We start from the raw sequence: 13,153 nt of genomic DNA, 5'->3' as shown, positions 1-13,153 counted from the left end.
GAAGTTCCAGCGTCCTGGGTCGCTGGACGAGACGGCGGCCAAGCGTAACCAGCACGACCCGACAGGTGCGCGCCCGGCCACCGGCCCGCGTCCGGCTATGCGCCGCGATGGCCGTGACGCCTCCCGCAACGGCCCCACTACCGGCGAACGCAGGCAGGTCACCGGCGAACGCAGACAAGTCACCGGCGAACGCAGACAGGTCACCGGCGCGCCGCCATCCGGCCCACCACCGCGCCGTAACAGCGGCGGTAGCGGTTCCGGCGGATCGGGCAGAGGTAAGCCCAAACCGTCGAAGAAGAAGTCGCGCTGGCGCATTGTGCGCCGCACCCTCTACGTCTTCATCGCGCTGCTCGTCCTCGTACCGAGCGGTGTATTTCTGGCCGCCTACTCAACAGTGTCGGTGCCGAGGCCGGGCGATCTGAAAACCAATCAGGTCGCCACCATCCTGGCCTCGGACGGCACTACTGTGCTCAGTAAAGTCGTTCCGCCGGAAGGCAACCGGACCGATGTCACCATCCAGCAGGTCCCACAGCACGTGCGCGATGCGGTAATGGCGGCAGAAGATCGAGATTTCTACACCAACCCGGGTTTCTCGTTCACCGGCTTCGCGCGCGCGGTCATAGGCCACCTCCTTGGTAAGGAAAGCGCGGGCGGCGGCTCGACAATCACCCAGCAATATGTGAAGAACGCGCTGGTCGGTGACGAACGCTCACTGTCACGTAAGGCGCGCGAACTGGTCATCTCGATCAAAATGTCACGGCAGTGGAGCAAAGACGACATCCTCGCCGCCTACCTCAACACCATCTACTTCGGTCGCGGTGCCTACGGGATCGCCGCAGCGTCAAAAGCCTACTTCGACAAGCCAGTAGAGAAGCTGGACGTCGCTGAAGGCGCGGTACTCGCAGGCACCATCCAGCAGCCATCCGCCCTTGACCCGGAGAAGAATCCGCAGGGCGCGCGGAAGCGCTGGAATTACGTGCTCGACGGCATGGTCGACACCGGCACCCTCTCCGCCGCCGAGCGGCAGAAGCTACAGTTCCCCCCCGTCATCCCTCTCGCGTCGACCGTGGACAAGGAGCTGGATTCCGGTCCCGATGGCCTGATCAAGACACAGGTGCTCAAAGAGATCGCCGCGGCGGGCATCAGCGAACAACAGCTGAATACCGCTGGTCTGCAGATCACCACCACGATCGACCCGAAGGTTCAGCAGGCTGCCGTCGACGCGGTGAACAAGAACATGAAGGGCGAACCGGGGAAGCTGCGTACCGCCGTGGTTTCCATCGACCCACACACCGGCGCGGTGCGTGGGTACTACGGCGGCAGCGACGGCCAGGGTTACGACTTCGCCAACGCGGGTCTGCAGACCGGTTCCTCGTTCAAGGTCTTCGGCTTGGCGGCGAATCTGGCTCAGGGCATCCCGCTCTCCCAGATGTACGATAGCTCACCACTGACCGTGCACGGCATCAAGATCACTAATGTCGAGGGTGAGCAATGCGGCATGTGCACCATCGCCGAAGCGCTGAAACGTTCGTTGAACACCAGCTTCTACCGGATGCAGCTGGATATGCATAACGGTCCACAGAAGATCGCCGATATGGCGCACAGACTCGGCATCCCGGAAACTATTCCCGGGGTCGGCAAATCCCTGACCGAGCCCAACGGATCCGGCCCGAACAACGGTATCGTGCTCGGCCAGTACCAATCCCGGCCGATCGACATGGCTTCGGCCTATGCGACTTTGGCTGCCTCCGGGATATACCATGCACCACACTTCGTATCGAAAGTGGTAACCGCCGACGGACAGGTCCTGCTCGACCGCGGTCATGTTGCCGGGGAACGACGCGTATCGGCCGCGGTGGCCGATAACGTCACTGCCGCGATGGAGCCCATCGCCGCCTATTCGCGCCACCACAACCTCGCGGGGGGCCGCGAATCGGCAAGCAAGACCGGCACCGCACAGCTGGGCAACACCGGCGAGAACAAGGACGCCTGGATGGTCGGCTACACCCCGTCCCTGTCAACTGCGGTATGGGTGGGTACCACCGACAACTCCCGGCTGCGCAACTACAACGGCAGCATGATCTACGGTTCGGGCCTGTCCGCCGATATCTGGAAGGCGACCATGGACGGTGCACTGAAGGGCACTCCCCACGAGACATTCCCGAAGCCTGCACCGATCGCGGGTCAAGCCGGCGTTCCGGCGTGGACGGCGCCCTACACCCCGCCGCCCACCACCGAGGCGCCATTGCTGCCCCCGATCGTGATCACACCGACCCACGTACAGCCCCTCCCCGATCTCCTGCCCGGCTTCACCATCCCGATTCCCGGAGTGCGGCCCGCTCCGCAACAGCAACAGCAACAACAACAACAGCAACAGCAACAGCAACAGCAACAGCAACAGCAACAGCAACAGCAACAACAACAGCAACAGCAGAGCGAGCAGGACCCTGGCCCACTACCCGGACAGCCTGTGGCACCTGCCGCAGGTTCACCCCCGACCAGCGCAGGTGCGGCGGGCCTGACGCAATAGCGGACCCGGTTCATCAGTCGTGTCCGGGTAGCCTCGAATCCTGTGACCGATCAGCAGCTGGTGGAGCAGCGAACGATCAAGAGAGCGCCGCTATCCGCCCGAGCGGGCGCGGACGGGACGCGCTATACCGCACCTGCCGCGCTCGCACCGGATCTCCGCTCGGCGGATATGCGAGACCGGGCGAGCCGCAATGACTCCCTCTCCGCGCAGCTGTCCACGGTCATCGGCGGGCCGGTAGGCGCGCATGCCCTGATCGGGCGGTCGCGGTTCTGGACACCGATGCGAGTGCTGCTCGCCTTCGCTGTCGTGTTTCTCGCACTCGGCTGGTTCGGCAAGGCAGGCTGCATCCAGCAGACCACCGGGGCGGACGGCCGTCTGACTCTCGATTGGGGCAATAGCCGCCAGTACGTGGCCATGTGCTACTCCGACACTGTGCCGCTCTATGGCGCGGAGCGATTGAACGAAGGCGCCTTCCCCTACAAGAAACAGTGGATCGAGCAGACCCCCGACGGTGGGCAGCAGACGCGATATATGGAGTACCCGGTGCTCTCAGGTCTGTACCAATACCTCGCGATGCGGATTGCCAAGAGCTGGGACGCCTCTCCGTTACCCGGCGCACTGCAGGTGGTGATCTACTTCAACGTCGTCGCGTTCGGCCTGGCGATAGCCTGGCTGGTCACCATCTGGGCAGCTGCGTTGTCAGCCGGTCGAAGGATATGGGATGCGGCGCTGATCGCCTGCTCACCCCTGGTGCTCGTGCACGTTTTCACCAATTTCGATGCCCTCGCGACAGCTTTCGCCGCGACCGGCCTGCTCGCCTGGGCTCGGCGTAAACCAGTGCTCGCCGGAATCCTGCTCGGCCTCGGTGGCGCTGCCAAATTGTATCCGCTGCTGCTGCTCGGCCCCATTGTTGTGCTGTGCCTGCGGACCGAGACAACCTATCGGCTCCGGTCCCGCAGCACCCGCCCGCTCGGCGCCGCGCTCGCCACCGTATCCGCCGCACTGGCTACCTGGGCGGCGGTGAACCTGCCCATTGCCGTGCTGTATCCGGACGGATGGCGAGAATTCTTCCGGCTCAACACCACCCGGCACGCCGATCCCGATTCGATTTACAATGTGGTCACCTCGTTCACCGGCTGGCCCGGCTTCGACGGTCCGCTCGACCACACACAGCAACCGGCCATCCTGAACGTGGTCTCCCTACTAGCGTTCGTTGTGGCGTGCGTGCTGATCGGTTACATCGGCCTCACCGCGCCGCGACGACCGCGCTTGGCGCAGCTGTGCTTCCTGGTAGTCGCGGCGTTTCTGCTGACCAACAAGGTGTGGAGTCCGCAGTACTCGCTGTGGCTGGTACCGCTCGCTGTGCTCGCGCTGCCGCATCGGCGCATCCTGCTGGCCTGGATGACCATCGACGCGCTGGTCTGGGTGCCCCGCATGTTCTACTACATGGGCGCGCAACACCCGAGCCGAGGCCTGCCCGAACAGTGGTTCACCAGCACCGTAGTGTTGCGCGACCTAGCGGTGGTGGGGTTGTGCGCACTGATAGTGCGCCAGATCTATCGTCCGAAAGACGATCCGGTACGCCGCAATTACATCGATGATCCGGTGGGCGGGATCGTCGACCGGATGCCCGATCCGCTGCCCAGTCGGCTGCCCGCGCCATTACGGCCGCGGACCACGATGGCGCGCGGCTGAAGCAGGCTCGGCTGATCACTGGGTCCGCAAGAACCGTGCCTGTTGGCCCGGCTCCTGCGGCAGCAGATCGAGATCCAGCTGCCATGCGCTGCCAGTCCACCGATCGAACAGCGCAGTAGCGCCCATAACGGGCAGATGCCGACACAACCCCGACAACATCGCCACAGTGGTATCGGCTACATCGGATTCGCCCGCACCGATGATCACTGTGGACAGCCCGAGCGTCTCGCCTTTAGCGATCAACGCGCCGAGACGTCGCGCGTCCGAACTCTGGTATCCGTGTGGAAAATCCGCCGCAAGCAAGATTCGATGTGTACTCGGCGGCGTACCGGCACCACTCAGATGGGCCAAATCCGCAAGCTCGGCGGCATCGACCAGGGCCTGCAATCGCGCTGAGATCTCGGCGTGGTCGGTAATCGGCGGTCCGTTCAACACTGGAGCGAGCGGATCGGTGAAGCCGCTGAACGCACCGGTCATATCGATGATGTCGACCAGCGTTCGCCGCTGCGGCACTGCGGCAAGCAATCGCGCGAGCAAAGCTCCTACCACTGGGGCGGCCGCATGGGTCGATTCGGTATCGATCCACAGCGGCCGACTGAGCGGCACCGGAACGCAATACGGGATACGCAGCGGTCCGCGATCGAGCGCATAGAGCTCACCGAGCCGAATTCCTTCGCTGGTCGTGGGCGGCTTGTCCCAAACAGGCGAGCTCCACGAGGCCAAAGCGGGTGGCAGTACCAGATCAGCCTCGGCGAGTTCTCCGGCCAGCTGTTCAGTGTCACGCTGATGGTTGCGCTCAGCGATCTCGATCAGCTCGTCATTGCGTCGCTGCGCGACCTGGTATGCCTCTGCTGCCGCCGGGCTGTTCCTGGTCGCGGGGTCGGAAACAGCGAGCGAAAGCTCGTTGTCCAATCGCTTGGCCGCGTACTCGCGCGCCGAGATCAACGCGGCAGCCGATCGCGCGGCATCCTCGAAGATCATCCACAGCCGTTCCAAGCCGTGTCCGACTTCCAGCGGAGCACCTGCGGGAGCAGTCAGCGGCGCGCCCTCCGAACGGCCGGACATAGCATAAGCACCGGACCGGGCTGCGTGGTTCTGCTCCGGGAAAACGCCGGCCTCAGTCGCATCGGCACCGGCGTCGGCCTCATCGACGTCCACGCCGTGCGTTGTGAACAACACGGCGAGCCCACCCGCGTAACCCTGACCGACCGCGCGCAGCTTCCAGCTCGGACCGCGCCGGTATACCTCTAGACAAATCATCGCCGTCTCACCGGCCGAAGGGGTGATCGCGAATTCAGCTATCGTCCTGTCATTCTCGGACAGCGTCGCCAGTACCGGACCGAGCCCATCCGGTCGAGGAGACATGGCGGAGTCGGCACTGACTACCAGCAGCACTGCCGCAGCATCAGGATGTACCACAGCAGGGGTAATCGTGACCCCATCGGCGGCCAAGACCACCCCCGTGGTGGAAGGTTGGTTATAGAAGACGACATCGGCATCGGACAACGCCTTCAGATTCGCGGCGACGACCAGCGCGCATACATCGATAGCGATTTCGGCTTTCGCACTGAAATGCACAGTCGCGCCGGTCAGAGGAATGTTCTGACCGGCCTTCAGCTGAAACACGTGGTCTGCCTCGCTATTCGCGCCACCACTCAACCATTGACGAGAAACCGACCGAGCTGCGGGATCGCTTCGCCAGGATGCTTGGCTTGGAAACCTTCACCGAGCGCCTGCAACTTCCAATCGTTGCCCACCCGGTACACCTTGGCCATCGCCATCCCGGTGAAAGGCATACCGCCTGCCAGGGTGTAGCGGGCCAATTCGCCACTGTTCGTGCCGTCGACCAAGCGACAGAAGGCATTCTGCACTTGTTCGAAGGTATGACCCTTATAGGAGGTCACGATGAACAACAACGTGGACACATGCACGGGAACGCGGGTCAGGTCGACCAGGATCACCTCATCGTCCCCCTCACCTTCACCGGTGAGATTGTCGCCTTGATGTCGGATCGAACCATCCTTGGAGGTCAGCTGGCCGTAGTAGACGACATCCACCGGATTCATCTCGGCAAACATGACGACTGCCGCATCGAGGTCGATGTCCACGGTACGGCTGCCGAAAATGCCACGACTACGCACCGGATCCCAGCCCAGACCCATCTTGACGAAGGTCAGTGCGGAACCCTCCTTGCGGAGCGTAACCCGCTGGCCCTTGACCAAACTGACCGGCCGATCCTTGCTCAGGCTTACTTCGCCGGCAGGCTCGGGCCGAACCTGCTGCGAGTAGCCACCAACGCCCTGACCTGGCGGTGGGTATCCCGAACCGGGCGGCGGCGGATATCCCGGCCCCCCTTGCGGCGTCTGATATCCCGAACCTGGCGGCGGCGGGTAACCCGGACCGGGGGGCGGATACGTACCCGGCGGCGTTTGTCGCTGGGCCTGGGTGGCCTGCGGGTAACCGGCCTGCTGTTGCGGAGGCGGTGAGGCCTGTTGCGGAGCCTGAGCAGGCGCATCGTCGACGGTAACACCGTGGTCGGTGACCAGCGCGGCGAAACCGCCCGCATATCCTTGTCCGACCGCGCGCACCTTCCAAGAGCCTTGGCGCCGGTAGAGTTCGAGCGCGATCACGATGGACTCGGTGTCCAGTCCATCGATCCGATACTCGTACAAGCGATTGCCTGCCGCGTCGGACACGATTGCGATCGGGGCGGGAAACCTGCCGAAGTTACCGGTCGCATCGTCCAGCGTGATCACAGCACGGATCTGATCGATATCAGTTGGCACCGTGGACAACGACACCGCCAGCGAGGCAGGCTGTCCGGCAGGGGCGGGCCGCAGATTCACGCCGGGACCGCTCGGCTGGTTGAAGAAGACGAAATCGGCGTCGGAGCGGACCTTACCGCGCTCGGTAACCAGTAGCGCCGACAGATCCGCCGGTGCCGTGAGCTGGATGGAAATCACCACATCGTTGGTGGCCAGCGGACCGTTCTGACCCTTGACGAGTGTTGCGGACAAGTTCGGACCCTTCGCTTGTCGGTGTGTTCGCCTGACACTCTACGAGAAATATGTTCAGCGCCGCGGTTACTAAACGTCCGCGATACCCCGACAGCCGCGAAAAGATCGGTTAAGGTGTCAGCACGCGCAGGGAGTACGCGATCACACCTCAACCCGTCGAGACAGCAGGCAAACACGCCATGGCGCAATTGTTCGAGCAATCGAAGAAGGTGATCGAGGCCCATCTCGCCGGAACCGGACTACGAGCGGTCTCGGGCTCGATGATCGCCTACGAAGGAAATATCCAGTTCAAAGCAGCCGGATTCGGTGGGGGCGATGGCGTGCTCGCCGGGCTCAAGCGCCGGGCGACCGGCGAGAAGTTGTCGCTGATGGAATGCGCCGGTCACGGCCGGATCTTCTTCGCCGTCGATGGCCAGCACGTCACTGTAGTCGATCTGAACAACGAGACGTTGCGGGTGGAATCACAACAGCTGCTCGCCTTCGCCGGGAATCTGCGCACCGATGTGCGTTTCGCCGGTGTCCGTGGCGCATCCACCGGCCAGGGGCTGTTCACCACGACCGTGTCCGGGCATGGTCAGGTCGCGCTGCTCTCATCGGGCGGTCCACTCATCCATCTCGCGGTGATGCCGCAGCACCCGCTGATAGTGGATCCGGATGCCTTCGTCGCCGCACGCGGAGACCTCCGCCACTCGTTCGTCACAGACGTGTCCTGGCGCAGTTTCGCCGGCCAGGGCGGGGGCGAGGCGTTCTCGCTGCGCTGGGAAGGTCAGGGCGTGGTATCGATCCAGCCGGCAGAACGGTAGAACGCGATGTTCGAGAAGGTCAATGACAAGGTCGTCAAGGCCGACCTTGTCGCAGCCGGTGGCGTAGTCGCCCGAAAAGGGGCGATGCTGTACTACACCGGCGATGTTTCCTTTGCGCCACACCAGATTCCGGGTATGCGGGCAATGGGTGATACCGGTGGCCTGGTGCGGTTGGCCGGGCGCGCGGTGGCGGGTGAGCACGAGCACACCATGCTGGCGCAGGGCAGCGGGGAGGTGCACTACGGGTTCGCCGGGCTGGAAGTCCACGTAGTGCGCATGGAGCCTGGCGCGACGCTACGGGTCGAGGCGTCGCGACTGCTGGCCAACACTGCGAGCTTGCAGAGTTCGGTGGTCTCGGTGCTGAGTTCGGGCGGCGGTGGCGGCGGCCTGATGGGCGCGCTACGTGGTGCCGCCTCGGGCACATTGACCGGTCAGGGTATGTTCACCACCCAGTTGTCCGGACAGGGCGCCGCGGCGCTGCTCGCGCACGGCGGATTCCTGGAGCTGCCCGTCGGCGGCCCGAATCCGATCGTGGTCGACCCGCAAGCTTTCGTCGCTGCCTATGGTGCGGTGCGGACCGAGCTGAAGACGGCGCTGAGCTGGCGAGACGCTGTCGGCCGTGGCTCCGGTGAGGCAATGCAGTTGCAGTGCACCGGACAAGGCGTCGTCTACGTGCAGGCCTCCGAAGAGAAGTTGTGACCATGTCCCAGATCCTCGATCCCATGAATCTCGGCGCGAGCGACAATATCCCGGGAAACAGCTATGCCTATTGCATCGACTTGGACCAGCCGTGGTTCATGCGCAAAGGCGCGATGGTCGCCTACTACGGGGATATGCGTTTCCAGACTCTCACCCATGGGTTACACGACAGTCTGCTGCAGATGGTGGCACAGCAGTTCTCCGCGCCACTGTTCACCGGCGACTACGTCGTCGCGGAAGGGCACGGCAAGCTGATCATCGGCGACCGCGGCTACGACATCAATTCCTATGACCTCGAAGACAACGGCAATCTGACTATTAGAGCGGCGAACTTGCTGGCCTTCGAGCCAGGGCTGTCACTCAATCAGTCCATTGTGCCCGGCTTCCTCACCCTCATCGGCACCGGCACATTCCTCGCCTCGTCCAACGGGCCGGTCATATTCGCCGAGCCACCGCTGCGGGTGGACCCGGAATCACTGGTCGGATGGGCGGATTGCCCTTCTCCAAGCCATCACTACGACCAGCGATGGGTTTCCGATTTCTTGGCCGCGGGCGCGGCGCGCTTCGGAGTCGGCTCCGGCGAGGAACGTCAGTTCGATTTCACCGGCAAGGGGACCGTGCTGATCCAATCCAGCGAGAAAGTGCTCAGCGACGTGTTGCTGGTGCGCGATATCGAAGCACAGATTCAGAACGGACTCACCGCCGAGGGGCTACAACAGCTGCACGAGGCGATCACACAACGGTTGAGTGCACAACAACACTAGCGGCAGCACCGATAGCGAGGAGGTAACGAAAATGCCGGGTACACAGATCGTCACGCGCCTCATTCGTTCCCTGTCTCGGCTAGGAGTTACGCATGCCCGAGTGGCGGCAATCACTCGTACGGGGAATTCACGCCACGCCACAGCTGGATACCCTGCCCGTATATCATTCACTCCCCATGCCCGCCTTCTTCGCCTGCCAGTGCTGACCGCAACCCTCGCCGCGATAGCGGCGCCCGTCCACGCAGCACCGATTTCCCCTGGTTCAGCCGGGTCCGAAACACCACAGTTCCTCGGCACACCCGCAACCGCCGACCCGATTACCGGCATCCCCCCGATCCCGCAGAACCCATACCTGGCCCCGAACGGTGACTCGGGCATCCACGGCGACGGGTGGATGAGCGATACCTACACCCGCCCCGGCCCGCTCGGCCGAGCACCGCAGACCAACTCGCTACAGCTGTTCAGCGAATGCGCTTCGATAGCCTTCGACCGGGCCGGGCGCATCGTCGCCACCTGTATCGGCCTCGACCCTGGTCTGTACCTGATCGACCCGGCGACAATGACCGTCCTGGGCAAACACGCGCTGGAGGGCAAGAGCCCAATCGATCTACTACAGCCGGGCGCGTTGACCAACTTCGGTGGCGGCGCGTACTTCTACCTGGACAACAACGACCGCGCGGTCATCGGCACCAGCACCGGGCATATTCAGGTATTCGCCGAAACACCCGCTGCCGACGGCTTCACCCTAGAGCGTGACTACGACCTGACCGGTGTATTGCAACCGGGAGAAACATTGAATTCCGCGCTACCGGACTCCAACGGCCTGATCTGGTTCGTCGGCAAAACCAACGGCGTCGTCGGCACCCTCGACCCGGACACCGGTGCGGCACAGGCCATCCGGCTCGGCGCGGGCACTGAGAACCAGATCGAGAATTCCTTCGCTGTCGGCACGAACGGCGATGTCTACATCGCCACCAACCGCCAACTCCTGCGTTTCGACGCAGGAGTTGGCGGCGCACCACAGATCACTTGGCAAGTAACCTACGCCAACAGCCGACAACACAAACCAGGCCAAGTCGATGACGGCACCGGCACCACCCCAACCATCCTGCCTAACGGCTACGTCGCCATCACCGACAACGCCGACCCGATGAACGTCGTCGTCTATCGCACCGCACCCGACGCCGCCCATCGACAAGTCTGCTCAATACCGGTATTCGAACCCGGACGCAGCAACACCGAAAACTCCCTGATCGGTGCCGGACGCTCCCTCATCGTCGAAAACAACTACGGCTACTCTGATCCGAGCGCCACCATACTCGGCAGGACCACCGTCCCAGGCTTCGCACGCATCGATATCGACGACGACGGCAATGGCTGCCATATGGTGTGGTCCAACTCGGTCGAAGCCGCACCGACTGTAGTACCGAAATTATCTTTGGCTACCGGGTTGATCTACACCTACACCAAGGGCACCCAACTGAACGATCCCTGGTATTGGACCGCCCTCGACTACCGAACCGGAGAAACTGTGTGGAAGCAGCTGTCCGGCAATGGCTTCGGTTTCAACAACAACTACGCGGGCATCGCGCTCGGCCCCGACGCAACGGCCTATCTCGGCACTGCGGGCGGACTGATATCGCTGCGCGACGGCAGCTGAGCGAACGGCTTGACAGGTCAGCGCCTCGATCTACTCCGGGGCAACTTCGCTGAACCAGTCGATGATCTCTTCACCAGCGAGGATGCCGGTCGCACGAGTAACCGTGAGGTTGGGGTGCGTCCAGTTGAGCTGTTCCAGCTCGCCATGGCGGGGGCGGATGGCAGCGTCGGCGGTGCGCAACATCTCGGCGTCGAGAGCGCCGTCTCCGGCGGCAAGCGTCTGCGCCTCGTCAGTGAGTTCGCCTCCTCCTCGGAGACGCTTGCGTACCTCGGCGACCGCGCGACTCTTACAGACAGCCAGTGGCATGGTGTAGATCTTTCGACCCTGCTGGGAAACCGACCAGCCACGCGCACGACACCAAGCGTCCCATTCGGGGAGAAAACCGTCGGGAACGGCTTTGGGCTTAACAACCAGATAACAGAACAGATGGTCGGCCATCCGGAACTTCGTTACCCACGAATCATCAATACGCGTGTGCAGTTCCCTGCTTACCTCCGGCAGGGTAGCGCCACTGGCGCGCACTTCGGCGTCGATATCGATACGCCAGCTCAGATCGGGAACGCCGTCGACGAGGATGTTTCCCCCATTGCTGGTGATGGCATAACGCCAGGGCGCTCCAGGCAACCGAATCCGGCCGAACTGCTTGATCGTGCGGGTGGTGGTGGGAACGACGACGGCAGGTTCGGCCAGAGACCGCATCCGTAGCGCCGCAGTAGTGGTCATATATGACAGCGGCGCCCCTTCGAGATGCTCGACGCAGACCGTCTGCACGTCGGTGACGGCGTTGAAGGCGTTGCGCGAATAAATCATCGTCCGATCCAGGTCGGTTGCGATCATCGCCCGTCTTCGGCGCGTTCTTCGAGATAGGTTCATCGCCGCACATCCTTGATCAGTCCCATACACGAATATGCCAGATCGTCGACAACTTCTACCGGCACCCCCCTAGCGGCGGCGAGCATCCGGATATGCGCGTGCTCCGGCGCCTCCGCCTCGCGCACCAGCACCCGCCACGGCACCCGTCGCAACAGCACACGGGTGGTCTCGCCGACGCCGGGTTTCACGAAGTTCACGCTGGCGATGCCATACTGCGCGCGCACCTTCTCCACCGACTTCCAGCCGGTCCACCTCGGCGTGCGATCACTCGCTCGTATCGCCACGACCTCAGCGGCGACCCGATCACGCACCGCGTCGAAGGCGCCGCTCACGGTACCGAGCAGGCGACCGGACATATCGTCGCCGGCTAGCTCTCGGTAGAACTTGGCGCCGTGGAAATCGCCGGGACCGATCAACTCCTTATTCAGCACGGTGCGCGAAATCAGCCCGGAAACGGTTGAATTCAGGCAGGCCGAAGCAATCAAGAAGTCGTCGCGGGTGCCGTAGGTGCGCACGCAGTGCCCTGGGTCGGCCAGCACCGCCAGATCGTCATCGAACCGCCGACCACCAACCGCGTGATAGGCGTCCAACGCCGCGGTCAGTTCGCGAGCGATCGCGCCCTTACCGGTCCAACCGTCTACGAACACGACCGAAGCCGGATCGTGGTGTTCGGCCAGATAGTCCAAGGCGACCGTATCGATGCCGCGATCACGCACAATCGACACCGCGTAGTGCGGCACCGCGTGGTCCGGTCGCCGCGCGCGCAGCCAACGACGCATCAGGATACCGATCGGCGTACCTGCTCGCGCTAACGACACCAGCACGAGATCCGCACCGCGTTCAGCGACGACGAGTTCCGATACGGTCGCTACCGCGAGCGCGAGCCGCTCGGCACTGGCCGCGAGCACCTCATCGAACAGCGCCCGGTACGGCGCGTCCGGCTGGTATTCGATCGGTAGCGACTCCGCGTAATGCGCCTTTCCGGCCTGGATCTCCTGTTCCCGCTTGGCGAGACCGGCTTCCAAATCGGCACCGGACAAGTCCTTGAGCAGCCAAGAAACCTCTTCGGCTGCATACGACCCGAACTCGGGTCCATGCAGTGGCGCTGGCAA

Annotated in this window: 10 protein-coding genes; 6 read left to right on the top strand and 4 right to left on the bottom strand. The window is 63.4% G+C overall.

From position 1 onward, the window contains the following. The first annotated feature begins 97 nt into the window (after positions 1 to 97). A complete protein-coding gene (locus ACX4ZE_RS13885) occupies positions 98 to 2,530 on the top strand; it encodes a transglycosylase domain-containing protein (protein ID WP_480273869.1) in 2,433 nt (810 codons plus the stop codon). A gap of 42 nt (positions 2,531 to 2,572) precedes the next feature. Beyond that, entirely contained in the window at positions 2,573 to 4,225 is a 1,653-nt protein-coding gene (locus ACX4ZE_RS13880) for a glycosyltransferase family 87 protein (protein ID WP_480273814.1), read from the top strand. A 15-nt stretch (positions 4,226 to 4,240) separates the two neighbouring features. Here the strand turns inward: ACX4ZE_RS13880 and ACX4ZE_RS13875 are convergent, their stop codons facing one another. Continuing rightward, on the bottom strand, positions 4,241 to 5,851 hold the full coding sequence (locus tag ACX4ZE_RS13875; RefSeq protein ID WP_480273813.1) for a TerD family protein: 1,611 nt from the start codon (positions 5,849 to 5,851) through the stop codon (positions 4,241 to 4,243). A 29-nt stretch (positions 5,852 to 5,880) separates the two neighbouring features. Then, positions 5,881 to 7,242: a TerD family protein gene (locus tag ACX4ZE_RS13870; RefSeq protein ID WP_480273812.1), complete on the bottom strand. Its 1,362-nt coding sequence runs from the start codon at positions 7,240 to 7,242 to the stop codon at positions 5,881 to 5,883. Positions 7,243 to 7,421: 179 nt separating this feature from the next. Here ACX4ZE_RS13870 and ACX4ZE_RS13865 point away from each other — a divergent pair, with 179 nt between their 5' ends. The 4 genes from ACX4ZE_RS13865 to ACX4ZE_RS13850 all read left to right on the top strand — a co-directional run bounded on the left by ACX4ZE_RS13865 (position 7,422) and on the right by ACX4ZE_RS13850 (position 11,168). Next, positions 7,422 to 8,045, top strand: coding sequence for an AIM24 family protein (locus ACX4ZE_RS13865; RefSeq protein WP_480273811.1), 624 nt, complete (start codon positions 7,422 to 7,424; stop codon positions 8,043 to 8,045). A gap of 6 nt (positions 8,046 to 8,051) precedes the next feature. After that, on the top strand, positions 8,052 to 8,744 hold the full coding sequence (locus tag ACX4ZE_RS13860; RefSeq protein WP_480273810.1) for an AIM24 family protein: 693 nt from the start codon (positions 8,052 to 8,054) through the stop codon (positions 8,742 to 8,744). A gap of 2 nt (positions 8,745 to 8,746) precedes the next feature. Continuing rightward, positions 8,747 to 9,508, top strand: a complete 762-nt coding sequence (locus ACX4ZE_RS13855; protein ID WP_480273868.1) for an AIM24 family protein — start codon at positions 8,747 to 8,749, stop codon at positions 9,506 to 9,508. Positions 9,509 to 9,707: 199 nt separating this feature from the next. Continuing rightward, positions 9,708 to 11,168: a hypothetical protein gene (locus tag ACX4ZE_RS13850; RefSeq protein ID WP_480273809.1), complete on the top strand. Its 1,461-nt coding sequence runs from the start codon at positions 9,708 to 9,710 to the stop codon at positions 11,166 to 11,168. A gap of 30 nt (positions 11,169 to 11,198) precedes the next feature. Here the strand turns inward: ACX4ZE_RS13850 and ACX4ZE_RS13845 are convergent, their stop codons facing one another. Together ACX4ZE_RS13845 and ACX4ZE_RS13840 are read right to left on the bottom strand one after the other, a co-directional pair. Beyond that, on the bottom strand, positions 11,199 to 12,005 hold the full coding sequence (locus ACX4ZE_RS13845) for an HAD family hydrolase (protein WP_480273808.1): 807 nt from the start codon (positions 12,003 to 12,005) through the stop codon (positions 11,199 to 11,201). Between the two features lie 32 nt (positions 12,006 to 12,037). Beyond that, the gene (locus tag ACX4ZE_RS13840) at positions 12,038 to 13,153 is read right to left on the bottom strand and encodes a cysteine protease StiP family protein (protein WP_480273867.1); all 1,116 of its coding nucleotides are present in this window, start codon (positions 13,151 to 13,153) and stop codon (positions 12,038 to 12,040) included.

The organism is Nocardia sp. TBRC8007, assembly GCF_056629435.1.
The sequence above is the reverse complement of the archived record's forward strand: the minus strand, read 5'-3'. Positions and strand labels throughout refer to the sequence as shown.